Raw genomic sequence first — 24,815 nt, forward strand, 5'->3', positions numbered from 1 at the left:
GGGCATTTGGTAACGTCGTTCACCTATAGGAGCGGACCGGAATGCGGGATATTGATGCGGCTTCCGCATCGTCCGTGAGCCGCCAATGTCCCTCATGCGATTCTCGACCAGAGACATTCCCGCCGCCCGGCGCCGGGACGTCGTCGAGGCCGCCTATAGCGCGCATGTCCAGGGTTCGATCGATTTCCCGCATGGCCAGCCGATCGCCGCCGAGATGTGCCTGCGGAGCGTCGCCGACATCCATCTCGCCTCGGTCGAGACTTCCCCCGTCAGGATCGTCACGCCGCCCGACGACACCGGCATACTCTATCTGGGCATCGCCGCCGCGGGCGGCGGCGTGATCGATGCGCTGGGCGAAGGCCGGACGGTCAAGGCGGGCGACATCAACGTGATGCGCCGCGAGCGGAAATGCGTGACGATCGCTGACCGGCCAAGCACGATATTGAGCATCGCGATTCCCCGCGCCCGCATCGTCCCCCGCCTGGCGAGCAGCGACAGCCTGTTGCAGACGCTGTCGTCCTCGCTGCCCGCGGCCAGGCTGTTGCAGAATCACGTCATGACCCTGCTCGACGATGGCCGGGCGCTCACCGCCGACGAGCAGACGACCTTCTCCGCCCATATCGTCGATCTTGTCGCGCTGATGCTCGGCGCCACGCGCGATGCCGGCGAACATGCCCGGCGCAACGGCGCCCGTGCGGCGCGGCGCCAGACGATCAAGGCGGATATATTGGCCAATCTCAACGCGCCGGAACTGTCGCTCAACTGGCTTTCGAAACGCCACGGCGTGAGCACTTCCTATATCCGGACATTATTCTACGACGAAGGCACCAGCCTGACCGACTACCTCATGAACGCACGGCTCGATCATGTGTGCGGGTTGCTGACCGATCTTCGCCTTGCCGATCGCAACATCGCCACCCTCGCGCTGATGGCCGGTTTCGGCGACATATCCTGGTTCAATTTGGTGTTCCGCCGCCGTTTCGGCATGACTCCGTCCGACATGCGCATGGGCTGTCAGGGGAAATAGACCTCCGCCGTCAGGGCCGTCGATGCGCTTTGCGGAAACGGACATCGCATTGGCAAAATGACGCGACATCGCCAATATCATCGCCGGATTGGGCCGAAAGCGAATCGTGCGACCTGATGGGTTAAGACGACATGGCCCGATATCCTGGAACGTCGCGGATCAAAATGGGCACCCTTGCAACGCCGGTGCCTTTCGAAACGACCGGGATGAACCATGGACCACGCCGACACGATCTTCAGAAACGCACAGCTGTTCGATGGATCGGGAACACCGCCGTCGCGCGGCGACCTGGCGGTCGCGGGCGATCGGATCGTCGCGATCGGCGATCTGTTCCGCTGGTCCGCCGATCGGGAGATCGATTGCCGCGCGCTTGCCGTCGCCCCCGGCTTCATCGATTCCCATACGCATGACGACCGCGCACTGCTCGGCGACCCCGGTGACATGGCCTGCAAACTGTCCCAGGGCGTCACCACCGTCATCGCGGGCAATTGCGGAGTCAGCCTGGCGCCGCTTTTCTCCGAAACCCGCCCGATCGCGCCGCTCGACCTGCTCGGCGACGAACGATGGTGGGTGTTCGACAGCTTCGCCAAATACAGGGATGCGCTCGACGCCCGCGCACCGGCGGTGAATGCGCTGGTGTTCGTCGGGCATATCAGCCTGCGCGTCGCGGTGATGGGCGCCGACCTGTCGCGCGAGGCCAGCACGGCCGAGATCGCCGCCATGCGCGGGCTGCTCGAAACATCGCTGAAAGAGGGTGCGGCGGGCCTCTCCACGGGGCTCGCCTATCCGCCGGCGACGGCCGCCACGACGGCAGAGGTGATCGGCATCGGCGCGCCGCTCGGCGCGGCCGGCGGCTTGTACGTCACGCATCTGCGCGACGAAGGTCCGCGCGTCATGGAAAGCATCGAAGAGGCGCTCGCCATCGGCCGGGCGCTCGACTGCGCGGTCGTCCTCAGCCATCACAAATGCGCGCTGCGCGAGAATTTCGGCCGGTCGATCGAAACGCTTGCGCTGATCGAACGATCGGCAGCAGATCAGCCCGTCGACCTGGATGCCTATCCCTATGCCGCATCCTCGACCGCCCTGCTCGTCGAGCTTCTGCATGACGATCTGCCGGTGCAGATCACCTGGTCGCTCGCGGAGCCGGCAGCGGCGGGGCGCATGCTGGCCGATCTCGCCGCAGAATGGGGTGTTTCGCCGGCCGATGCGGCCCGCCGCCTTCAGCCCGCCGGCGCCGTCTATTTTTCGATGGACGAGGCGGATGTGCGGCGGATCCTGGCCCATCCACGCACGATGATCGGCAGCGACGGCCTGCCGCACGACCAGATTCCGCATCCGCGTCTCTGGGGCACCTTCCCGCGCGTGCTCGGCCATTATGCACGCGATGTCGGGCTGTTCCCGCTGGAGACGGCGATCCACAAGATGACCGGGCTGTCCGCAAAGGTCTTCGGCCTGCCCGATCGGGGTATCCTCCGGACCGGCGCATTCGCCGATCTGGTGCTCTTCGATCCCGCCACCGTGATCGATCGCGCGACCTATGCCGATCCTGCCCAGCCCGCGACGGGCATCGTCGAGGTCTGGGTCAACGGCGTCAGCAGCTATTCGCCGACATTGGGCGTCGCCCCGGTCCGCTCGGGCCGCCTGTTGCGGCGCGACCATCCGACGTAAGGAAAGCCTGGGCGAGGGGGATTCGCGGAGGCGATCATGATAGCGAAGAAACTGACCGACAGCGGCACCGCGCTCATCGCCGATATCGTCGATATTTCCGTCCACCTTTTCCGCAATGCCGCCACCGACGGCGCGCTCGACGGATTGGGCGAAGCGCTTCAGAAAATCTGTCCGTTCAGCGATTTCATCGTCTTCCTGTACCGACGCCATTCGCGACCGCTGATCCTGACGACCAATCTCGGCATGGAATGGCTGACCGATCGCCTGTCCGAATATAGTGGGGGCCTGTATCTGCTCGATCCCTTCTACCAGAAGGCGATCACCCGCGAGAGCGGCTTTCATCGGCTGTCCGACATCAGCCCGGAGGAGTATTTTGACTCCGAATATTATAATCACTTCTACAAGCACACGAACATCGTCGACGAGACGCGCTTCATCGTGCCGCTCGACGATGATGGCCAAGGATCGATCCAGATACTGGCGGCACGAGCGGGCGATTCATCCGGCTTCCAGGATTTCGAGCTGGACCTGCTCGGCGCCTTCCAGCCGTTGGTCTCCGAATATTGCCGGATGCATCTCGATCGTTCCGGGCAAAGATATCAGGAAACGCCCAACCGCGCCGACACCTTCGACCTGCGGGACAAGATCGCCGCCCTGCCCGGCGCGCAACTGACCGCGCGTGAGATCGATACGGTGGAACTGATGCTCAAGGGCCATTCGACGAAATCGGTCGCGCGGGTGCTCAACATCGACGACGGCACCGTCTCCAACCACAAGCGCAACATCTATCAGAAGCTGAACATCCATTCGCAGGCGCAGCTCTTCAACCTGTTCCTGGAAAGCCTGACTGGCGCCTGAAAAATCCAGGCCCGCGCCGGTTCAGGCAGAACCGGTACGAGCCTGGAGTGGGCGCGGAAGAATGGCTTTCCGCGCCAGGGAGATTTCGATGGGCGGCCAACGAGCCGCGCCATCGAGAGCCGGCATCAGAAGGCCGTGCTCCAGCCGATCAGGTGGAAGACGATCGCGACCCACAGGATGATCACCGCCGCGGCGACCAAGCCGATATTCCACAACCGTGCCGGCCAGCGCGCCGATTTCCAGTTGGCCGCCAGGTTCCACGCGGTGCCGGCGAACAGCGTCACGAAGGAGAGCGTGCCGACGAATTGCAGGACATGGAGGATCGGATCGTGCCGGCCGTCGAGCTTGGCGATATTCGCCATCATCGCGGGCAGCAGCATCGCCCACCCGGTCAGCACCGCCAGCACCGGGATCGCGGCGAGACGGGTGATCCGCCATGGCAGCATGCGCGCCGGGGGATGCTTCGCGGCAACCCCATAATAGCGGCGGACCAGCGCCGCGACCGCCCAGCCAAGCAATGTGAACACAAGCAGCGCGAAGCTGGCGAGCAAGGCGGGGCGCAGCCAGACCGCCGATTCATGCCAGGGCACGCGGATGAAAACGAGCATGCCGGCCCAGGGATCGACGCCGAAACGCCGCACTTCACCGCCCTGCACGTCCGCCGCGAGCAATGTGGGGCCATCGCGATCCTTCCATACGAATGGCGCGATCTCGTCCCAGGTGCGCGGTCGCCCACCCGCCCCCTCGAGGAAAGGCGCGTCGATCGTTCCGTCGCGTACCGAAATGCTCTGCTGCTGCACCAGTTGCAGCGCCTCGAGGAAACTGCTCTCCGACCGGCGGCTCGTCATGTAGCTGCCCGCCATCATCCGGGCGTGCTCGGCGGCAACCGCTTTCGGCAATGCTTTTACCGGCGCGGGGGTTGCAAGATAATAGCGATCCATGAACGCGTCGAAGAGTTCCTCGCGTGCGGGACCCGCCGCATAATCGCGGCCGCTGCTGTTGAACGATACGAACACGCCAGTCCGGCTTTCGGGCAGTAGGAACATCCGGCTGTGGAAGGTCAGCGTGTCCCCGCCATGTTCGACGATCATCTGCCCGTTCGTGTCGCTCCGGAAAAAGCCGAGCGCGACCGGGTTCACGCGCGGGAACAGGCGCAACGTCGTGCCGAACATGGCGCGCGTCGTCTCGGGCTTGAGCAGCACATTGCCGGCAAGCTGCGCTATCATGTAGCGGCCCATATCCCCGCCGGAGGCAGCGAGCGCCCCTGCCGGCGCAACGCCGATCAGATCGTAGGGTTGGGGCTCGCCTGTCGCCACATCATAGCTTTGCGACATGTCGCGACGCAGATGCGCAGGCAAGGGCTGGCGGAAGGTGGAGCGCGTCATGCCCAAAGGCGTGAAGATGCGTTCCTCGAGATATTGCTCGAGCGGCTTCCCCACGACGCGCTGGACGATGTATCCGGCGAGCGTCGTTCCATAGTTGGAATAGGCCGGCGTCGTACCTGCGGGATAGATACGACGCGGGATCCAGCGCTTCAGATAGGCCTCGGCCGAGAGCAGCTTCTTCGGATCGTTGGTGCCCAGCCCGATCAACGCTTCCTCGAAGCCGGGCGTGTGCGTCATCAGGTTACGGATCGTGATCGGCTTTCCGTCGCGATCGGGAATGCGGAAATCGATATAGCGGTTCACATCGTCGTCCAGGCCGACACGGCCGGTCTCGACGAGATGCATCAGCACGGTGAAGGTGAAGGTCTTGGAGATCGATCCGGGCCGGAAGATCGTCGTCTCCGGATCGACCCTGATCTTGCGCTTCACATCCGCATAGCCATAGCCTTTCTGCGTCACCACCTTGCCGTCGCGCACGACGACCACGACGGCGCCGGCGATATTGCCCTGCCGGATCAATGCGGGAACCAGCCCGTCGAGGAACGCGGACGCATCCTGCGTGTCGAGCACCGGGGTGATTCCAGCCGCTGGCACCGGAGCGGCCGTGGCCAAAGCGCCCTGTGGTGCGGGCAGCGGCGCACCGGCGGGGGCTTGCGCCATCAGCACCATCGCTGCCGATAGCAGGCCAAGCAGGCCCGCCAGCTTTCGCATCCACATCGATTCCGTCTCCCTCATCGTTCCCCTCTCACCCCGACCAGGTCCAGTCGGTCGCGGATTTGCGGCAGCCGCCATCCTTGTTTCCGGTCCATGCCCGGCCGCGCACCACGCGACCGGTCGCCGCCCCCGTCGCCTTGCCGTCCTCAAGCGCGAAGCGCCCGTTGATCAGGACGTGCCGAACACCGGTCGAAAGCCGGTGCGGATCGGCGAAGGTCGAATGATCCTGGATCGTCGCCGGATCGAATATGACGATGTCCGCGAACTTGCCGGGCGCCAGGCTGCCCCGATCGGAGATCGACAGATTGGCTGCGGGCAGCGATGTGAGTTTGCGCACCGCCTCCGCGACCGTCATCGTCCGATCCTCGCGCACATATTTGGCGAAGATCCGGGCGAAATTGCCATAGGATCGCGGATGATCGCTCGATTTCAGGAACACGCCCTCGGGCGCCGGCGCCGCACCGTCGGATCCGAAGCTGACCCAGGGCAGCGCGGTCTGGCGGCGGACATTGTCTTCCGACATCATCGTATAGGCGATCTCGACGCGCGATCCGTCCTCGACGACCAGGTCGATCGCCGCCTCTTCGGGGGTGACGCCTCTCATCGCCGCGACTTCGCTCAGCGTCTTGCCCGTCAACGGCTTCAGTTTCTCGGACTTGAAGGCAAGCAGGCGCGTGCCGTCCGGCCCGGCGGCCAAATAGGCGCTTTCCCAGTCCTTCGGCTTCACGCGCATCTCGGCGGCCACGCGTGCGCGGATCTGCGGATCCTTCAGCCGCGCGATCCATGCCTCAAGCCCGCCATCCTGCACCCAGGGCGGCATCGCCGCATCGAGGCCCGTCGCGCCCGCAGTATAGGTGTACATGTCGGCGGTGATCCGCGTGCCCGCCGCGCGCGCCGCCTCGACCTTGCCGATCACCGCATCCAGCTTGCCCCAATTCTCGCGGCCCGACTGTTTCAGGTGATAAATCTCTGCGGGCGCACCCGAGCCCCTGGCGATCTCGATCGTCTCGTCGACGGCCTCCAGGATGCGATCGCCCTCGCTGCGCATATGCGCGATATACATTCCGCCGCATTGAGCGGAGGTCTGCGCCAGCGCGATCAGTTCGGGCGTCGTCGCGTAGGAATCGGGCGTGTAGATCAGCGCCGTGGTCAAGCCGAGCGCGCCATCCTCCATCGCACTGTGAACCAGACCCTGCATGGCCCGGAGTTGTTCGTCCGAAGGCTTGCCGCTGCCTTCGCCCATGACGTTGACGCGGACGGTGCCCGCACCGACGAAGCTGGCGATATTGGGCGCGATGCCCTTTTTCTCCAGCGTGCGCAGATAACCATCGAGCGTGGTCCAGGTGATCGGATATCTGATGTCGCCCTGGCGCTGCTGGCCCAGGCGGATCATGTCGGGCGAAAGCGGCCCCATGCTCCCCTCACCCATCACTTCCAGCGTGACGCCCTGGGTGATGTCGCTGAGCGCGCGCCCATCGGCGAACAGCGATTCCTCGGGATGGGCGAGCATGTTGATAAAGCCGGGCGCGACCGCCTGCCCATCGACATGGACGGTCCGTGCCGCCTCCCGTCGCGGCGCACGCGGACCGACATAGACGATGCGATCGCCCTTGACCGCGACTTCCCCGGCAAAGGGCGCCTTGCCCGATCCGTCATAGATTATGGCATCGGTGATGAGCAGGTCATAGGCCGGCTTTTCCGCAGCCGCCGCCGGTTGCGCGGCCGCGATCGCGATCAGGCTGGCCATCGCTATCAGGCTGGATTTCATGTGGCATTCCCCTCGACAAAATGGCTGAGTGCCGGACACGCATCCGCGGATCGGAGTCGTGTCTCGGCCACTTCGCGCACTTGTCTAGAACTCCGCGCCCAATGTCAGCCCGATCGTGCGCGGCCTGAGCACCGCCGTCCCCATCGCGCCATTGGGATAGCGGCCGACGCCCGCGACATCGACGATGCCACGGCTGTTGCCGAGATTCTTGGCGAAGGCCTCGATCGAGAAACGATCGAAGCGGACGCCCGCGCGCAGATCGATCACCTCATAGGATGGCAGCATGCGCTGGCGGCCGGTGGCGGCGATATAGGCGGGATCGAAATCCGCCGGCTGCTTCGAGAGGAAGCGCAGCGAACCGCCAAGATAGGCATTGGCGCCGCCGCCGACCGCCCATTCATATTGGCCGTCCAGACCGATGCTGACCTTGGGCGTGAACGGCAGGCGATCGCCCGATCGGCCGCCGACGACCGGATCGGTATCGTCGCTCAGCCGCGCGCGGGTATAGGCGCCGTTGACCGAGATATCGAAGCCCGGGCCGGGCCGGAAGGTGGAGGTGAATTCAAAACCGTCGCTTTCGGCGCGGCCGCCATTGGCGGTCAGACCGACGCCGTTGACGCGCGCGAAAAGCTGGATGTCCTTCCATTCGAGATGAAAGGCGGCGAGATCGATGGTGAAGCGGCGATCGGCGGTCTCCGCCTTCACCCCGGCCTCGTAACTGACCAAAGTATCCGCTTTGAACTGGGTGGGCGTACCCGCCGGCGTGCCCGGTGCCAGCACATTGGGACCGCCAGGGCGATAGCCCTTGGAAACGCGCGCATAGAGCGAGACATGATCGTTGATCTTGAATTTGGGCGCCACCGAATAGGTGAAGACATTCTGCGCCGAGGTTTCTTCGGGATAGCCGATCGAACCGCCGACCAGCGCACCTTCGAGATCCTGGCTCGCGCTCTGCTCGTTGCGGCTATAACGTCCGCCTAAAGTGATGTCGAAGCGATCGCCGAAATGGACGGTCGCATTGGCGAAGCCCGCATATTCCTTGTAGATCGAAGCGAGCCGCGCCTTGGCGAGCAGCGGAATGCCGGCGATCTGATCGACGGTACCCGGCTTCGCTGCGACATAGGTCTGGTCGAGCAATCCGGTCTCACGCGTATAATAGCCGCCGACCAGCCATTCGATGCTGTCGTTCGCATGCGACGACAGCCGCACTTCCTGCGTGAATTTGCGCTGCCTGGTCACGTTGTGCGCATAGACATCGGCGGGCACGCCGAACACCGCGCCGATCAGCGCGCCATATTGCGGGGTCAGCTCTTGCCGGTTGTCGACATCGAGCGTCGAACGGCTCGTCGATGAGAGCAGGTCTGCAAAGCCGAGATCGAGGGTGATCGTGGCATTGTAGATGCGGTAGGACAGGTTGGTGAAGGCCGGCACATAGCGCGCCTGGGTCAGCCCGCCATAAAGCGGCGAAAGATCGTTCGGGTTCGCCTCGACCACATTGTCGGTGTCACTCCGGATATCCTGGAGCACGGCGGAGGCGCGGATCGACAGCGCCTCGCTCGGCTTGAACAGCGCGGAGATGCGGCCGCCATAGCTTGCCGAACCATTGATGTTCTTCGCGACGTCCGAGCCCGCAGTACCGACGGAATCGATATAGCCGCCGGTCTTGCGGTAAAAGCCCGAGCCGCGCACCGCCAAGGTGTCCCCGAGCGGCAGGTTGAGCACGCCCGCCGCGCCATAGCTCATGTCGCCGCCATCGGTGGTCTCGGCCGTCGCCCGCGCCCGGGCGGAGAGCCGGCTGACATCGGGTGCCTCGGTCACGAACTTGACGACGCCGCCCAGCGAGCTCGCGCCGTACAGCGTGCCCTGCGGTCCGCGCAGCACCTCCACCCGCGCGATATCGAGCGTATCGACATCCGCGGCATAGGAACCGCCATCGACCAGCGATGTGCTCGATCCATAGGGGGTCTCGTCGACATAGGTGGCGACCGTCGCGCCACCGCCGCCGGTGTTGATGCCGCGCAGGGTCAGCCGCCCCTGCCCCGCGCTGCCGCCATTGAGCTGCAGGCCGGGAACGAGCTTCAGATAGTCGCGGAAGCTCGTCGCCTGCTGGCGCTCGAGCGTGTCGGACGAGACGACCGACACCGATTGCGGCACGTCTATCAATGTCTGTTCGCGCTTCTGCGCGGTGACGATGATCGTATCGTGCTCCGCGTCAGTGTCGGGTTGCTGGGCGTGGGCTGGCGCCACGCACAATAGCCAGCCCAGAGGCATCGAGGCGGACAACAGAGTCTTGATCATTCTCATTCTTCTTCCCCTTGGATAGGCGAGACCTTTCCCGGTCCGTTCGTCGTTCATGTGCGAATTGATCTCCACCAGGCGTGAAGGCTGGGAGTGGATCGAAGCAGCTAGGCAAGCTGTTGTGCGGCGTATCCGGTTGCCGCACCTTCAGGGTGTCGCTTGATCAAGAGTGAAGCGGTAAGGGCCACCGATCTGAAGCGCCCGCCTGAAGGCAGGGCGCGCCTGGATCATCGCGACAAAAGCGGACAATCTCGGCCGCATACCACACCAGCCCCGCTTGACCGCTATTTCGACCGGAAAACTCAGGAGGATATCGGCCGCACTCAATGTTTCGCCGATAAAATAGCCCGAGGGCCGAAGCTCGGCTTCGAGGAAATCGAAGTGGAGATTCAGTTCACGGTCGATGCCTGCCCGCAAAGGCGCGGCAGCGTGCCCAAGCCGTCCCGCATACAACTCGAGCAGAATAGGCAGCATAGCCGAACCTTCGGCGAAATGAATGAGCTGAAGGTGCCTAACATGATCGTCGGAGCCGGGGGGCGGCACCAAGCCATTCGAGCGATATCGCGCGCAAAGATATTCAACGATCGCGCCGGATTCAGCGATTATTCGACCGTCATCCTCGATGATCGGTGACTTTCCAAGCGGATGCACGTCGCGAAGATCGGCAGGCGCAAGATTGGTTTCCGGATCCCTGTGATAATGCCGGACATCGTAGGGAACGCCAATCTCTTCCAACGCCCAGAGGATACGCTGCGACCGGGAATCATCGAGATGATGAAGCGTCAGGCCCATCGACCGATTCCATTTGCAATCGCAACATCATCCGCTTCGCATCGGGCCTGCTTCGGGAACCACGTCTTCATCCGGCCAATAGCCTCCTCAACTAAGGGGGTCGCCACAGCGAAGCTGATCCTCATGAAGCCGTTGCCGTGGACCGGATCGAAATCCACGCCCGGCGCGGTCGCGATTCCAATCTCGTCGAGCATTCTCATGCAGAATCCCAGGCTGTCGTCGGTCAGATGTGCGATCGACGCATAGATGTAGAATGCGCCATCCGGCGGCGCGATCGAACCCAGCCCGAGTGACGGCAGCGCATCGAGCAAGAGTTGGCGGTTTCGCCGATAGGTTTCGATATGCTCGTCGAGTTCCTCGGTACATTCGAATGCCATCAGCCCGGCATGCTGGCTGAGCGAGGGCGGCGTCAGGAACATGTTGCCCATGCGCGCGCGGGCGGCGGCCACCTGGTCCTCCGGCACCACCAGCCAGCCCAGCCGCCAGCCCGTCATGCTGAAATATTTGGAGAAGCTGTTCACGACGAAACAATCGTCGAGATATTGCAGCATCGAATTGGCGGGTTCGCCGAAACTCAGCCGGTGATAGATCTCGTCGGAGATCACGCGGATGTTCCGGTCCGCGCACAGCCGCGCGATGCGGGCCATCTCGTCCGGCGCGATGATCGTTCCGGTGGGATTGGCGGGGCTGGCGACGATGATGCCGTCGGGCACGGGATCGAGCGCGGCGATCGCATCGGCCGACAGGGTGAAGCGCTGTTCGGCGCCGCACTCGATCTCCTGCACCCACATATGCAGCGCGCGCAGATTGTTGCGATAGGCGACATAGCCCGGACGCGCGGTCGCGACGGTCGCGCCGGGGGCGAAGGCGATGTTCAGCGCCAGGATCAGCGCAGGTGACGCCCCGCAGGTGAGGATGATCCGTTCGGGGCGGACATCGACGCCATAGGATTGGCGGTAATGGAGCGCGATGCGTTCCTTGAGCGCCGGGCTTTCCCAATAGCCGAGCGGATCGGTATCGAGGATGCGGTGCGCGACGTCGATCGCGGCCTGCGGCGCACCCGTCGAAGGCTGGCCGAACTCCATATGAATGATCGAACGGCCCGCCGAGCGCAGCGCGATGGCATGCCGGCTGATATCGATGGTATGAAATGCTTCTATCGTCGCGGTCACCTGGGCCCTCCTGAAGGGCCGATCTTCCCGGCGCGGCCGGCGATCGACAATCTCACAGATTGCAGGGTCCGGACGCGTCCGCCGATGGCGGCTCTATGGTTTTTTGCACGGTTGTTGCGCGATCCGCGGCCCGATAGCGCTCGTGGAGCGCCATTCCATCCAGATTCAGAAAGAATCCAGTATAATGAACCGCTTATCTCTGATGACGACAATCGCGATCGCCGCCGTCCTGCCCTCGCAGCTCCATGCCCGTGCTCCGGAGAAGCCAAGGCTGATCGTGGCCATATCCGTCGATCAGTTCTCGGCCGATCTCTTCGCGGAATATCGGCAGCTCTATACAAAGGGCATGCGGCGCCTGGCGGAGGGCGCGGTGTTTCCGTCCGGCTATCAAAGCCATGCCGCAACCGAAACCTGCCCCGGCCATTCGACGATCCTGACGGGATCGCATCCCGCGCGAACCGGGATCATCGCGAATTTCTGGTATGACCTGTCGTCGCCCCGGGCAAGCAAGCTCGTCTATTGCGCCGAGGATCCCGCGATCGCCCGCGACGCGGCTGGCGGCTATACCGTCAGCCCGGCCCAGCTCAAGGCGCCGACGCTTGGCGATCGCATGAAGGCAGCCGATCCCGCCAGCCGGGTCGTCGCGGTCGCCGGCAAGGATCGCGCGGCGGTGATGATGGGCGGGCACCGCACCGACCAGATGTGGTTCTGGGGCGGCAAGAGCTATGTCACGCTCGCCGATAGCACCGGGCCGGCGCCCGCGACCGTCGGGCGGATCAACGCGCAGGTCGCAGCCATTCTCGCCAGGCCGGGCCGGGCGACGCTGCCCGCGCAATGCGCGCATTATTCCGCACCGGTGCCGCTCGGCAACGGGCAGCAGGTGGGCATGCTCACCGAACGCAAGGCCGGGGATGCCAGCCTGTTCCGCGCGACGGCGGCGTTCGACGCGGCAACCACCGATCTCGCAATCGGCCTGCTCGACGAATTGAAGCTCGGCCAGGGGCCCTCGACCGACCTGCTGACGATCGGCCTGTCGGCAACCGACTATGTCGGCCATATCTTCGGGACGGAGGGCGCTGAGATGTGCGCCCGGATGTTCGGCCTCGATGCCGATATCGGGCGGATCCTGTCCGCGCTCGATGCACGCAAGATTGACTATGTCGTCGTCCTCACCGCCGACCATGGCGGGCATGACCTTCCCGAGCGCAATGTGGCGCGCGGTTTTGCGGGTGCACAGCGGGTGGCGCGCGACCTTTCGACCGACGCGATCGGCAAGGCGGTTGCCGACACGCTGCAACTGGGCATCGCCGAACCGCTCTTCTATTCGGACGGCCCGTTCGGCGACTGGTATCTGTCGCGGAAAGTGCCGGCGGAGATGCGCGCGCGCGCGATCGCGCTGGCCCGGTCGAAATTGCTCGCCCATCCGCAGGTCGCGACCGTGTTCAGCGCGGATGAGTTGAGGCGCATGCCGAACCCTGCCCCGCCGGTGGAGGAATGGACGCTGGCCGAACGCGCCCGCGCCTCGTTCGATTCGGAACGGTCGGGCGATCTGGTCGTGCTGCTGAAACCGCATGTGACGCCGATCGCCGATCCGGCGATGGGCGCCGTCGCGACGCATGGTTCGCCCTGGGGCTACGACCGCCGCGTGCCGATCCTCTTCTACCGCCCGGGCATGACCGGGTTCGAGCAGCCATTGTCGGTCGAGACCGTCGATATCCTGCCGACGCTCGCAGCGCTGATCGGCCTCGACATCGCCGGCGAAGAGATAGACGGCCGCTGCCTGGATCTCGATCCCGGCCCGGCCGGATCGTGCGGGCGCTAAACCAAAAAAGGCCGGCTCGTGAAGAGGAATACACGAGCCGGCCAACCGGCGCCGGGGACCGATACCCCGAGCCATTGCTCCAGGAAAAAAGGGCAACCTGGAGCAGATCCATCGCGCGATGCGCGTGCCTTCCCGATCGAAACCGGGAAGGCGGCGGCCTTCAGAAGTTCACGCGCACGCCACCGCTGAAATATGTGCCCACGGCGTCGTAGAAGATCGGGCCACCCGTGCTGATCGGCGGTGCGCGATCGAACACATTGTTCACATTTCCGAACAGCGTGAATTTCCCGGCGATCCTGAACTGCGCGCCAAGATCCAGATAGGTTCTGGACTTCACCTTGTTGTTCACGAGGTTGACGTTGAGATGATCGTAGAGACCGCCGCCGACATAGCGCACCCGCGCATCGAGGCCGATCGACTCGCCCTGATAGTTGAGGCTGAGCGTACCGCGCCATTTCGGCGTGGAATTGGCCGCATTCACGTCACCGGCCGTATCGACGCGCGCAACGCCGGTATCGAAGATGAAGGTCTTCACATAGGTGGCCAGCGCACGGATGCGCAGCGAGCCCGACATATCCTGTGCGATCGCGTTCATCGGCAGCACATATGACGCTTCGAAATCGAAGCCCTTATTTTGGAACGACGCGATGTTCTGCGCGTTCGATCGCACTTCAATCACGGTTTGCGTCGTCGGATCGCGGGTGATCCGATCGCACGCGGCCGTGCTGCCGTTCCGGCACGCCAATGTCAGGTTCGAGGGCGACAGCGTGGCGATCGCGCCGGCGATCCTGATATTGTAATAGTCGACCGAAAGATTGAAGCCGCGGATGAACGATGGCGTGAAGGCCGCGCCGAAGGTGATCGTCTTGCTGATCTCCGGCTTCAGGTCCGGATTGCCGCCCGAATAGCTCGTCACCTGCGCCGGTGCCTGGATATAGCCGGGAATCACGCCCTGACGTCCCACGAAATCCTGGTCGTTGACCGAACCGATGCCGATGCTGCGGACGGAAAACAGGTCGGTGATGGATGGTGCACGAATATCGCGTGATCGCGTGGCGCGTAGCGTCAGCGTATCGAACAGCCGCGCGGTGCCGCCAGCCTTCCATGACCAGATTCCGCCGCTGCGGCTATAATCAGAATAACGCGCCGCACCATTGAGATCGATTTTCGCGGTGCCCTCAACATCGAGTAGCGGCACCGCGATCTCGCCAAAGCCTTCCTTGACGTTGAAGCCGCCATTGACCGGATTGCCATAAAGGTTGAGCGGCCCGAACGCACCAGCGCGATCGAGCGTGCCGCTTTCCTGCACTTGTTCCTCGAATCGCGCTTCAACGCCGACTACCACGGTGATCGGCCCAGCCCAGAGTGAGAACAGATCGCCCTGGATTTGCGCGGCCATCGCATCGAGCTTGGTGCGGATATGGGTGCGTTGCGTGTCCATGACATAGTCGAGCGCCTCGGTCGAAGCGCCATAGCGCCCGAACAGGTTGAGCGGTCGGCACGCAGGATCATCGTTGGCAGGATTAGCGTCCGCGTTGATCGCACAGACAATTTGCCCACCGCTCGACACTGCGTTGATCGCCGCATTGTATCGCGAGACCACGCGTGCATTGGTTACATAGGGGCGGAAATCGACCTGACCGTGGCTGTAGTGAGCGTTGAACTTCCAGCGGCCGATATCGCCATCTATCCCGATCGCCCCTTCCTTCTGCTCGCGAACGCCGTGATAGCCGAGTTCGAAGGCGCCATCGTAGAATTTGCCGAGCGTGAAGCTGGTTTCCCCGGCTGCGGCAAGCTGGGCGCGGATCGCGGGGGACAGGAACGGGTTGGTCGCCTGGATCGTCGTCGTCGCCGCCACGCCCGAATCGGCGAGCAGCCCGTAACTGGACGCGGATCGCCCATAGCTGCCCTGCGCCCAGACGCGTACGCCGCCAAGATCGTAGCTCAGCTGGCCAAAGGCGCTGATCCGCTCGACCGGCGTGGTCACCGCGATCGCGTCATAGGTTCCGACGCCATCCTCGCCGCCGATCATCTGCGCGGGAAAGCGCGATGTCGGGTTCGCTGAACTGGGCACCAGCGTGCCGCCGCGAAAGGCGCGAAGGGTGCCATCCTCGTTGAATACCTGTCCGGCCAGGATCCCGCTGGTGATCAGGCCGGCGGACGCGCGGTCGCCGAAATTCACGTCGCGAACCAGCATCGTCCGCTGATCGGTCGTGCTCAGCGGATTGATGCGGACGATCTGCGCGCTGCCCAGATTGCGGCGCGAATTGCGATCGGGGATCGACTTGTCATTGACATATTCGGCCCCGAAGATGACATGGCCCCTGCCGCCAGCGAACGATGTGCCGTAGCTCAGGTCCGCGCCATAGCGCATGCCGTCGCCGCGCGACGAGATGCCGGTCAGCCCGCCGATACTCAGGCCTTCCAGCTTATCCTTCAGGATGATGTTGACGACGCCGGCGACCGCGTCGGAGCCATAGGCGGCGGACGCGCCGCCGGTCACCACTTCGACCCGCTCGATCATGTTGAGCGGCAGATAGTTGAGATTGTTGTTGCCGACAAAGCGGCGTCCGTTGAGCAATGTCAGCGTCCGCGCGGCGCCCAGGCCGCGAAGATCGACGGGCGCATTGCCGCTGGATGTGTTGCCCACCGAAACCTGCGGGGTCGTGGTCGGCCTGAACTGCGGCGAGTCATTGAGGACCTGCTGCAGATTGGGCCGCGCGCCCTGACGAAGCTCGGTCGTGCCGATCACAGTGGTCGGCGTCGGCTGGTCGAAGCCGGCGCGTTCGATACGCGAACCAGTCACGACGATCTCGCTATCGCCCTCGTTCGCCGCATTCCCTTGGTCCGGCGCCGCCTGTGCCAGCGCGCCGCCCGCCCATGCGAGCGATGCCGCCGTCGCCAGCGCCAGCATGCTGGCGCCCCGCCCCCAAATGCTCAATGCCTTGTACCCGTGCATTCGTTCCTCCCTCTTGGTTGATCGCCTCCCGATCGCCGCTTCCGGCCCGGATCGATTATCGGCCGGTTGCGGCATCCCCCGGTGCCGATCTTCCCGATGGCGGCGATGATCGACAATCTCACAGATTGCAGGGGTTTCGGGGCGGCTGGCGCGCGCCGGGCCGCTACCTCTATGGTGTTTTGCATGGTTGTTGCGCACATCCACGCCCGGTAGCGCGATCAGGGTGACGACGAGCGGCGTTTGGGAACCGCAGGACAGTTGGAGAGAGAAAAAATGGCATCCGCAGCCAAGGATCCGCAGGGACAACGTCCTGCCAGCTTGGACGACCGATGGACCGTCGACAGGGGCCGTATCCTGCTCAACGGCACCCAGGCGATCGTGCGCGTGCTGCTGGCGCAGCACGCCATCGATGCGGCGAACGGGCTGAACACCGCAGGCTATATCTCCGGCTATCGCGGGTCGCCGCTCGGCAATGTCGACACCACGCTCTGGTCGGTCGCCAGGCGGCTCGAGGCGGCGAACGTGGTTTTCCAGCCCGGCGTGAACGAGGATATCGCGGCGACGGCGGTGCGCGGCACGCAACAGATCGGCGCGGTGCCCGGCCAGAAATATGACGGCGTCTTCGCAGCCTGGTACGGCAAGGGGCCGGGCGTCGACCGGTCGGGCGATGCGCTGAAGCACGGCAATTTCGGCGGCGCGCACCGCCATGGCGGCGTCGCCATCTTCTACGGCGACGATCATGCCGGCAAATCATCGACGATCGCGCATCACAGCGAACAGGCGATGGCGGCCGCCTTCATCCCCTCACTCTATCCCGCCAATGCCGCCGAGATCCTCGATTACGGCCTGCTCGCCTATGCCATGTCGCGCTACAGCGGATCATGGGTGGGCATCAAATGCGTAACCGAAGTGGTTGAACAGACGGTGTCGGCCGATATCGACCTGCCCGGCTTCGCGCCCGTCACCCCGCCCTATCCCCCGCTGCCGCCCGAAGGCGTGCATGCCCAGTCCGGCGTCTTCAATCCGCTGGGCGAGGAACTGATCGTCGCCGATCACCGGCTGCCGCTGGTGCAGGACTTCGTCCGCGCCAACCGCATCGATCGCACGCTCTTCCGCGCCAAATCGCCGCGCCTCGGCATCGTCACCGCGGGCAAAAGCTATAGCGACACCCGCCAGGCGCTGGAGCTTCTGGGCCTGGACGACCGATCGGCGGCACGGCTGGGGCTGTCGCTCTACAAGGTCGGCTGCATCTGGCCGCTCGAACCGGAGGGCATCGCCGAATTCGCCACCGGCCATGAAACCATCTTCGTCGTTGAGGAGAAAGTGAGCTTCGTCGAGGCGCAGATCGCATCGATCCTGGTCAACCGGCCCGAACGCCCGCACCTGATCGGCAAGCGTGACGAGGACGGGGCGATATTGATGTCGTCCGCCATGCCATTGGAACCGATCGCGATCGCGCTGGCGATCGCGGAGCGGCTGGACCGGCTGGGGATCGACGATCGCGCTATCCGCGCCGCGCGCAGGGCACTGGCGCCCAGGGCGGCGACAAGCACGGGCAATGCCGCGCTGCCACGGCGCGCGCCCTATTTCTGCTCCGGCTGCCCGCACAGCCGATCGACCAAGATCCCCGCCGGCAGCATCAGCATGACCGGCATCGGCTGCCATACGATGGCGACCTTCGTGCGGCCGAAAGAGGCGCTTCTCCCCACGCATATGGGTGCCGAAGGCACCAACTGGATCGGCATGGCCCCGTTCAGCGAGACCAAGCATATCTTCCAGAATATGGGCGACGGCACCTATTATCATTCGGGCCTGCTCGCCATCCGTGCCGCGATCGCCTCGGGCGTCAACATCACCTACAAGATCCTCTACAACGACGCCGTCGCCATGACCGGCGGGCAGCCGGTCGATGGCCCGATCTCGGTGGCCGAGATCGCGCAGCAGGTGGCGCATGAAGGCGTGCGCACGATCATCCTGGTCAGCGACAATCCCGACGCGCATCGCGGCAATGCCGAGTTGCCCGCCGGCATCCGGATCGAGCATCGCGACAGCCTGGACAGCGTCCAGCGCGAGCTGCGCGAGATTCCCGGCTGCACCGTGCTGATCTACGAACAGACCTGCGCGGCGGAGAAACGGCGGCGGCGCAAGCGTGGCCTTTATCCCGATCCGCCCAAGCGGCTCTTCATCTCCAAGGCGGTGTGCGAGGGCTGCGGCGACTGTTCGGTCCAGTCGACCTGCGTCAGCCTGGCGCCGGTCGAAACCGAATTCGGCACCAAGCGCCGCATCGACCAGTCGAGCTGCAACAAGGACTATAGCTGCCTGAACGGCTTCTGCCCCAGTTTCATCACCGTCCATGGCGCCGAACCGCGCAAGCGCGAGCGGCTCGATTTCGACACGACCCTGCTCGACAGCCTGCCCGACACGCCGATCGCGCCGATCGCGGGCGGCACCTACAACATCATGGTCGCCGGCATCGGCGGCACCGGCGTGATTACCGTCGCCGCGATCATCGGCATGGCCGCGCATCTGGAAGGGCGCGCGGCATCGATGTTCGACATGACCGGGCTGGCGCAGAAGAACGGCGCCGTGTTCAGCCATATCCGCCTGGCCGACACGCCCGAACGCATCTCCAGCCAGAAGATCGGCCGGCGCGAAACCGACGTCCTGCTCGCCTTCGATCTCGTCGCCGCGCTCTCCGACGAAGCGGCATCCACGCTGGAACCTGGCCGCAGCCGCGCGCTCGTCAATAGCGATGTCACCTCGACAGTGGCGTTCCAGTTCGATCGCAACGCGACGGTCGACAGCGGCGCGCTGGTGCAAAGGCTGACCGCGCTGATCGGCGAGGACGCGATCCAGCGAATCGATGCGACCGCACTGGCGACCGAGATCCTTGGGGACAGCATCGCCGCCAATATGTTCATGGTCGGCGTCGCCGCGCAGCGCGGCCTGCTGCCCGTGGGCACCGCCGCGATCGAACAGGCCGTCACGCTCAACAACACCGCGGTGGCGTTCAACCTGATGGCGTTCCGGCTCGGCCGCCTCTATGCCGAGCAGCCCGATCGGGTGGCGGTGATGCGGCGTAGCGAAGCGGCACCGCAACCCGATCATTCGCTCGACGCGGTCATCGCGGCCCGCAGCGCGCATCTGACCGATTATCAGGGCGAAGCCTATGCCCGCCGCTATCGCGACCTGGTGGACCGCGTTCGCCAGATCGAGCGGGCCACCCTGCCGGAGAGCGACGCGCTGACCATGGCGGTCGCGCGCAACTACGCAAAATTGCTCGCCTACAAGGACGAATATGAAGTGGCGCGGCTGCTGACGCATCCGTCGCTTCGGGCCGAACTCGACCGGACCTTCGCCGATGGCGCGAAACTGTCGTTCAACCTGGCACCGCCAATGCTGCCGGGCCGCACACCCGACGGTCGCCCGCGCAAGCGCGAATTCGGTGCGGCGAAGCTGCGACCGTTCCTGAAGCTGCTGGCATCCGCCAAGGGGCTGCGCGGCACCGCCTTCGATCCGTTCGGCCGCACCGCCGAACGCCGTATGGAACGGCGCCTGATCGCCGATTATGAAGCACTGGTGGAAACCGCATTGCAGCGGCTGACGCCAGACACCCACGGATCGGCGACGCAATTGCTGAGCCTGGCGGACATGATCCGGGGCTTCGGACCGGTCAAGGAAGCGGCGGTCGCGACCTATCAGGCGAAGATCGCCGAGCATAAGGGCGTAGCTGCGGGCGCTTGATCCGCCATTGGTGTATCGTCATCAACTCCAGCCGAGGATCGCAACCCAATGTCCGTCAGGATATCGCTTCTGGGCCTTCCGACCGACGTCAACTCGTCGCACTTGCGCGGGCCCGCGACGGCACCGGCCGCGATCCGGGCGAGCCTCACGTCCGGATCGTCCAATATGTGGTCCGAAAATGGCTGGGACCTGGAAAGCGACGGGCTGCTGCGCGATCGCGGCGATGCGGCGCTCACCGAAACCCCGGCCGATCTCGACGGGATCGCGGACGCGGCGGCCGGCCTGTTCGCGGACGGTCCCGCGATCTTCCTGGGCGGCGACCATTTCGTGACCTGGCCGATCCTGGAAGGCCTGCGCTGCGCGGGGCACCCGCCCCGCATCTCGTGCATATCGATGCGCATCCCGATCTCTATCCCGATTTCGACGGCAATCCGCACTCGCACGCCTCGCCCATGGCGCGGATCAAGGAACGCGGCCTGGCTGCAAGCCTGACGCAGATCGGCGTCCGCACGATCAACGCCACGCAAAAGGCGCAGATCGAGCGCTACGGCGTCAAAGCCTTCACCGCGCGCCAATATAGCCAAGCGATCGCCGCGCTGCCCGCCGGCCCGACCTATGTCTCGATCGATCTCGACAGCCTGGATCCCGCCTACGCGCCGGGCGTCTCGCACCATGAACCGGGCGGGCTTTCGGTGCGCGAGGTGCTCGACCTGATCGACAGGCTTTCCGGGCCCGTGATCGGCGTCGACATCGTCGAGCTCAATCCAGTCCACGACATCAACGGCATGACCGCAGCGGTCGCGGCCAAGCTCGTCAAGGAACTCGCGGGGCGGATGGCGCAGGATGTCGCCATGACAAGCTGACCGCTTCCGGGGGAATCGAATAAGGCGGCCCGATCCGGACCGCGTGTCGCTCACGGACTCGAAGCCGCCGCCCGCGCATACCGAAAGCATTAACCCCGCCGCGCCTCGAGCCGAGCGAGATCGGCCACGAGATTGCGCGAGGCCCGCCAATAGGCGAAAATCGCGCAGATGCTGGCGCCGACGCCGGCCAGCAGCGCATAGCGCAGGGAATCATTGCCGTAGCGCGGCGCGAGCGTGTCGCTGAGGATGCCGATCACTTGCGGCCCCAGCCCCAATCCGATGAGATTGCCGATGAAAAGCTGGATCGCCGCCGCCCGGGCGCGCATCTTGGGCGGCGCCACCATCTGGATGGTCGCGATACAGGGGCCGATATAGACGGCGCTGACCGACAGCGGCACGATCGCCGCCGCAACCGCGACCGTGATGCTCGGCGCGAGCAGGAACAGCGGCCAGAACGGCAGCGCGAGCAGGATGCCGACGATCGGCACCCGCATATACCAGCGCACGTCCCGCCGGCCGAGCCAATCGACCATCATCCCCGCGCCGAAAGTGCATAATCCGCCACCCACCCCGAGGATCAAGGCGAAGATGGTTCCCACCTGCTGCGTATCGAGGCCGTGCGAGCGCATCAGGAACGCCGGAACGAAGGTGGCGACGCCATATCCGGCGAACGCGCTGAGACCACTGCCCAGAACCAGCCAGCAATAGGCGCGCTGCCCGCGCAGAAACCGCACGCTGGCGGCCAGCGATGGCGTATCGCCGTCCTGGGGCGATGTCTGGCGCGCCGGTTCGCGCCCCTTCATGAAGAAAAGCGGCGCCAGCACCAGCCCGGGCACTCCCGCCCAGAGAAACGCGGCACGCCAACCGAAACGATGGGCGATCCAGCCGCCGGCGAGGAATGCGACCATGATTCCGATATTGACGCCCACGGCGTAGAGCGCCTGTGCCCGGCCGCGCGCTTCCGGCGGAAAAAGGTCGGTGATCATCGATTGCGAGGCCGGGCCCGTCCCCGCCTCTCCCACGCCGGTCAGCACGCGTGCCGCCACGAGTTGCCAGAACTGCACGACCAGTCCGCAAGCCGCCGTCGCCAGGCTGAAGCACAGCAAAGCGGCGCCGATGATATGCGCGCGGTTGCGGCTGTCCGCCAGGATCGCGATCGGAACGCCCATAGTGGCGTAGAACAGCGCGAATGCCGGCCCAGCCAGCAGACCGAGCATGGCATCGCTCAAGCCGAAGTCATGCTTGATCGGTTCGAGCAGGATGGCGAGGATCTGGCGATCGACATAGTTGACGGCATAGGTCGCGCTGAGCAGCACAAGCAGCATGGCGCGCTGCGGATGCCCGCCTTCGTTCGAAATCGCAGCACCCATGTCCCGTCTCCGCCCATTGTCCGCTTACTCTAGCGTCGCCGGCAATCGCGACCATGCAGGAACGGGCGCCGTCTTCTCATCGCGGATCGTCATGCTCGCCCGGTGCCTGAACCGTACAGATTCGGCTCCATACGGCTAAGCACCCCGCCTCCGGCTCGGCCACCAACGGGCACGATCACATTCAGCCGAGGATTCGAACCATGAAAAGCCCCTATCTCCTCTTCCTGGGGGACGCCAATCTCGTCGGAATGGACAAGATGGGCGCGGGCATAAGCCAGTGGCGGGGGGAATTGTGCCTGGGGCAGTTCCGGCTGCCCGGCTGCACGTCCGATCTCGGCCTGCCCGAGATGAATCCCGCCGAGGCATTCGCCAAAGGCGCAGGGACGATGATCGTCGGCGTCGTCAATGTCGGCGGCATCCTTCCCGACAAATGGCTCGCCAGCATTATCGAGGCGCTGGAAGCGGGGCTCGATGTCGCATCGGGCATGCATCAGCGGCTCGCCGACATTCCGGCGGTCGCCGATGCCGCGGCGCGGCTGGGCAGGACAATCCACGACGTCCGCGCGCCCACGCGCAGCTTCGCGCCGGGGACCGGCGTCAAGCGGACCGGCAAACGGTTGCTGACTGTCGGCACGGATTGCGCGGTGGGCAAGAAATATACGGCGCTGGCGATCGAGCGCGAAATGCGCGCACGCGGGCTTGCGGCGGATTTCCGCGCCACCGGACAGACAGGCCTGCTCATCGCCGGCCGCGGCGTCGTGATCGATGCCGTCATCGCCGATTTCGTGTCCGGCGCCGCGGAGTGGCTGTCCCCGGACGCAGATCCCGATCATTGGGATATCATCGAGGGTCAGGGATCGCTTTCGCATCCGGCCTATGCCGCCGTGACTCTCGGGCTCGTCCATGGCAGCCAGCCCGACGCCCTGGTCATCTGCCACGAACCGACACGGCCGAATCTGCTCGGGCTCGACTATCCCGTGCCCGGCATCATGGAATTGGCCGAAATGGCGCTGGCCGCAGCGCGCCTGACCAATCCGGCCGTGCGCGTCGTCGGCGTGAGCATCAACAGCAGCGCGCTTCCCGCCGATGAGGTCATGCCGCTGATCGAACGGATCGAGGCGGAAACGGGGCTGCCATGCTGCGATCCCCTGCTGCACGGTCCGGCAAGGATCGTCGACAGGCTGCTCGACTGATCGGGCCGGGGCGGATCGTTCAGGCCGCAATGTCCGGGGGGCCGTCGCGTCAGGACGTGACGGCCCGCGCCCGCGCGACATCCTGTCGCCTGCGCGCGACACGCCCCGCCCGTGCGGCATTGCGTGTGGCGATGGGCGAGGATGCGAACGTCGCCTTGAACGCGCGGGTGAAGCTCGCCGGATGTTCATATCCGGTCTCCATCGCGATTTCGATCATCGACATGCTCGAATCGACGACGAGGTCGAGCGCAAGATCCATGCGCAGGCGATCGCGGACATTGCAGACGGTATCGCCATAGAGCTGACGGAAACCGTGCTGGAGCCGGCGTCGCGACAGTCCGACCTCCATCGCCAGATCGTCGACGCGCACGGGCGTCTGCGGACTCGCGCGCAGGATCTGCATGGCGCGTTCCAGCTTGCGGAGATCGGCCGACGAAAGATGCTCGCCCAGATGGACATGCGCCGAATCCGCCATCGCCGCCAGCACATGGCAGATCAGCTCGGTGACTTTCGACCGCATATAGGCGCTGCGGAACGTACCCTCATAAGGACATTCCAGGAGGTGGACGGCGGCCAGGGAGACGGCGGGATGGGTAACGGGCACATGGCGCGCGCGAAGCTCCGCGCCTTCCGTCAGAAAGGCCTGCAGATCGAGCGGCAGTTCCCGCGGATCGATTCCCGTCGCGTCGTGGAAACGTTCGCATTCGATGACGATGCTGAGCCAGCGCAAATGCTTGCCGGGCTCGTAGAAGGTCTCCACGACGCTGCCCTCGCGCAGGCCGTAAACGGTGCAGAAGCCCCTGCTCATCGGATCGGCCGGCGTGATGCCGCGGGGATCGGCGAAGGGGATCACGCCATCGACGACGATCGACATGACGAGATGATCGGTCATGTGGTGGCAACGGGGCGTCGGCATCACCGCGACCATATCGGTGACGATCAGGCTGAGCCCGGCGCCGAGTTCGTGAAACTCCCAGCCGCCGCGCGCGATGTTGATATCATAATCGTAGCGGAAGCCCGCCTCGCCCAGCGGCTTGAACCAACCGTCGTCGGGGACCGGTGTTCGCCCGCCCGTATCGTGGATCGAGCGATACATGCGCTTCATATCCTCGATACTGCGCGTGATCGGTATCCGGGTGCGAACGTCCAGACTCGCCATAAACTCTCTCCCGCAACCGCCGG

16 protein-coding genes are annotated in these 24,815 nt (G+C 64.8%); 8 read left to right on the top strand and 8 right to left on the bottom strand.

All coding sequences use genetic code 11. The annotated features are described in order from the left end of the window. Nucleotides 1-85: 85 nt before the first annotated feature. The 3 genes from AC3WN8_RS04010 to AC3WN8_RS04020 all read left to right on the top strand — a co-directional run bounded on the left by AC3WN8_RS04010 (nucleotide 86) and on the right by AC3WN8_RS04020 (nucleotide 3,553). Nucleotides 86-1,027 (top strand): helix-turn-helix domain-containing protein, encoded by a 942-nt coding sequence (locus tag AC3WN8_RS04010; protein WP_492668095.1) that lies wholly within the window; start codon nucleotides 86-88, stop codon nucleotides 1,025-1,027. Between the two features lie 213 nt (nucleotides 1,028-1,240). Then, complete coding sequence (locus AC3WN8_RS04015; RefSeq protein ID WP_492668096.1) at nucleotides 1,241-2,695, top strand: N-acyl-D-amino-acid deacylase family protein; 1,455 nt, start codon at nucleotides 1,241-1,243, stop codon at nucleotides 2,693-2,695. A 36-nt stretch (nucleotides 2,696-2,731) separates the two neighbouring features. After that, nucleotides 2,732-3,553 carry a response regulator transcription factor gene (locus AC3WN8_RS04020; protein ID WP_492668097.1) on the top strand — a complete coding sequence of 274 codons (822 nt, stop codon included), beginning with the start codon at nucleotides 2,732-2,734 and terminating at the stop codon, nucleotides 3,551-3,553. A gap of 125 nt (nucleotides 3,554-3,678) precedes the next feature. Here the strand turns inward: AC3WN8_RS04020 and AC3WN8_RS04025 are convergent, their stop codons facing one another. The 5 genes from AC3WN8_RS04025 to AC3WN8_RS04045 form a co-directional block, all read right to left on the bottom strand. After that, on the bottom strand, nucleotides 3,679-5,655 hold the full coding sequence (locus AC3WN8_RS04025; RefSeq protein ID WP_492668098.1) for a serine hydrolase domain-containing protein: 1,977 nt from the start codon (nucleotides 5,653-5,655) through the stop codon (nucleotides 3,679-3,681). 28 nt (nucleotides 5,656-5,683) lie between these two features. Then, entirely contained in the window at nucleotides 5,684-7,420 is a 1,737-nt protein-coding gene (locus AC3WN8_RS04030) for an N-acyl-D-amino-acid deacylase family protein (RefSeq protein ID WP_492668099.1), read from the bottom strand. An 84-nt stretch (nucleotides 7,421-7,504) separates the two neighbouring features. After that, nucleotides 7,505-9,718 (bottom strand): TonB-dependent receptor, encoded by a 2,214-nt coding sequence (locus AC3WN8_RS04035; protein WP_492668100.1) that lies wholly within the window; start codon nucleotides 9,716-9,718, stop codon nucleotides 7,505-7,507. A 147-nt stretch (nucleotides 9,719-9,865) separates the two neighbouring features. Continuing rightward, nucleotides 9,866-10,510 carry a glutathione S-transferase family protein gene (locus tag AC3WN8_RS04040; protein ID WP_492668101.1) on the bottom strand — a complete coding sequence of 215 codons (645 nt, stop codon included), beginning with the start codon at nucleotides 10,508-10,510 and terminating at the stop codon, nucleotides 9,866-9,868. Next, nucleotides 10,501-11,682: a pyridoxal phosphate-dependent aminotransferase gene (locus AC3WN8_RS04045; protein WP_492668102.1), complete on the bottom strand. Its 1,182-nt coding sequence runs from the start codon at nucleotides 11,680-11,682 to the stop codon at nucleotides 10,501-10,503. The genes AC3WN8_RS04040 and AC3WN8_RS04045 overlap by 10 nt, the downstream gene beginning before the upstream one ends. 184 nt (nucleotides 11,683-11,866) lie before the next feature. Here AC3WN8_RS04045 and AC3WN8_RS04050 point away from each other — a divergent pair, with 184 nt between their 5' ends. After that, entirely contained in the window at nucleotides 11,867-13,504 is a 1,638-nt protein-coding gene (locus AC3WN8_RS04050) for an alkaline phosphatase family protein (RefSeq protein WP_492668103.1), read from the top strand. A gap of 160 nt (nucleotides 13,505-13,664) precedes the next feature. On the opposite strand, the gene AC3WN8_RS04055 is transcribed toward AC3WN8_RS04050, so the two are convergent. Continuing rightward, entirely contained in the window at nucleotides 13,665-16,463 is a 2,799-nt protein-coding gene (locus AC3WN8_RS04055; RefSeq protein WP_492668104.1) for a TonB-dependent receptor plug domain-containing protein, read from the bottom strand. 273 nt (nucleotides 16,464-16,736) lie between these two features. On the opposite strand from AC3WN8_RS04055, the gene AC3WN8_RS04060 reads away from it, so the two are divergent. Genes AC3WN8_RS04060 through AC3WN8_RS04070 form a run of 3 tightly spaced genes read left to right on the top strand, consistent with a single transcriptional unit; the run spans nucleotide 16,737 to nucleotide 21,070 of the window. Beyond that, nucleotides 16,737-20,207: an indolepyruvate ferredoxin oxidoreductase family protein gene (locus AC3WN8_RS04060; RefSeq protein WP_492668105.1), complete on the top strand. Its 3,471-nt coding sequence runs from the start codon at nucleotides 16,737-16,739 to the stop codon at nucleotides 20,205-20,207. Nucleotides 20,208-20,255: 48 nt separating this feature from the next. Further along, nucleotides 20,256-20,699, top strand: coding sequence for an arginase family protein (locus tag AC3WN8_RS04065; protein ID WP_492668106.1), 444 nt, complete (start codon nucleotides 20,256-20,258; stop codon nucleotides 20,697-20,699). Next, complete coding sequence (locus AC3WN8_RS04070; protein WP_492668107.1) at nucleotides 20,591-21,070, top strand: arginase family protein; 480 nt, start codon at nucleotides 20,591-20,593, stop codon at nucleotides 21,068-21,070. Before AC3WN8_RS04065 ends, AC3WN8_RS04070 begins: the two co-directional genes overlap by 109 nt. A gap of 89 nt (nucleotides 21,071-21,159) precedes the next feature. On the opposite strand, the gene AC3WN8_RS04075 is transcribed toward AC3WN8_RS04070, so the two are convergent. Next, nucleotides 21,160-22,440, bottom strand: a complete 1,281-nt coding sequence (locus AC3WN8_RS04075) for a spinster family MFS transporter (RefSeq protein ID WP_492668108.1) — start codon at nucleotides 22,438-22,440, stop codon at nucleotides 21,160-21,162. A gap of 200 nt (nucleotides 22,441-22,640) precedes the next feature. Here AC3WN8_RS04075 and dgcN point away from each other — a divergent pair, with 200 nt between their 5' ends. Then, nucleotides 22,641-23,633, top strand: coding sequence for an N-acetyltransferase DgcN (gene dgcN, locus AC3WN8_RS04080; protein WP_492668109.1), 993 nt, complete (start codon nucleotides 22,641-22,643; stop codon nucleotides 23,631-23,633). 49 nt (nucleotides 23,634-23,682) lie between these two features. Here the strand turns inward: dgcN and AC3WN8_RS04085 are convergent, their stop codons facing one another. Further along, on the bottom strand, nucleotides 23,683-24,792 hold the full coding sequence (locus AC3WN8_RS04085; RefSeq protein ID WP_492668110.1) for a helix-turn-helix transcriptional regulator: 1,110 nt from the start codon (nucleotides 24,790-24,792) through the stop codon (nucleotides 23,683-23,685). Nucleotides 24,793-24,815 lie beyond the last annotated feature (23 nt).

The sequence above is a fragment of the Sphingobium sp. FW305-3-2-15-F-TSA7 genome (assembly GCF_058787155.1).

Bases quoted from the DNA above. Each gene is read 5' to 3' on its own strand.
- AC3WN8_RS04035 (WP_492668100.1), bottom strand. From the start codon at position 9,718: ATGATCAAGACTCTGTTGTCCGCCTCGATGCCTCTGGGCTGGCTATTG.
- AC3WN8_RS04015 (WP_492668096.1), top strand. From the start codon at position 1,241: ATGGACCACGCCGACACGATCTTCAGAAACGCACAGCTGTTCGATGGA.
- AC3WN8_RS04030 (WP_492668099.1), bottom strand. From the start codon at position 7,420: ATGAAATCCAGCCTGATAGCGATGGCCAGCCTGATCGCGATCGCGGCC.
- dgcN (WP_492668109.1), top strand. From the start codon at position 22,641: ATGAAAAGCCCCTATCTCCTCTTCCTGGGGGACGCCAATCTCGTCGGA.
- AC3WN8_RS04040 (WP_492668101.1), bottom strand. From the start codon at position 10,510: ATGGGCCTGACGCTTCATCATCTCGATGATTCCCGGTCGCAGCGTATC.
- AC3WN8_RS04065 (WP_492668106.1), top strand. From the start codon at position 20,256: ATGTCCGTCAGGATATCGCTTCTGGGCCTTCCGACCGACGTCAACTCG.
- AC3WN8_RS04025 (WP_492668098.1), bottom strand. From the start codon at position 5,655: ATGTGGATGCGAAAGCTGGCGGGCCTGCTTGGCCTGCTATCGGCAGCG.
- AC3WN8_RS04085 (WP_492668110.1), bottom strand. From the start codon at position 24,792: ATGGCGAGTCTGGACGTTCGCACCCGGATACCGATCACGCGCAGTATC.
- AC3WN8_RS04050 (WP_492668103.1), top strand. From the start codon at position 11,867: ATGAACCGCTTATCTCTGATGACGACAATCGCGATCGCCGCCGTCCTG.
- AC3WN8_RS04010 (WP_492668095.1), top strand. From the start codon at position 86: ATGTCCCTCATGCGATTCTCGACCAGAGACATTCCCGCCGCCCGGCGC.
- AC3WN8_RS04055 (WP_492668104.1), bottom strand. From the start codon at position 16,463: ATGCACGGGTACAAGGCATTGAGCATTTGGGGGCGGGGCGCCAGCATG.
- AC3WN8_RS04060 (WP_492668105.1), top strand. From the start codon at position 16,737: ATGGCATCCGCAGCCAAGGATCCGCAGGGACAACGTCCTGCCAGCTTG.
- AC3WN8_RS04020 (WP_492668097.1), top strand. From the start codon at position 2,732: ATGATAGCGAAGAAACTGACCGACAGCGGCACCGCGCTCATCGCCGAT.
- AC3WN8_RS04075 (WP_492668108.1), bottom strand. From the start codon at position 22,440: ATGGGTGCTGCGATTTCGAACGAAGGCGGGCATCCGCAGCGCGCCATG.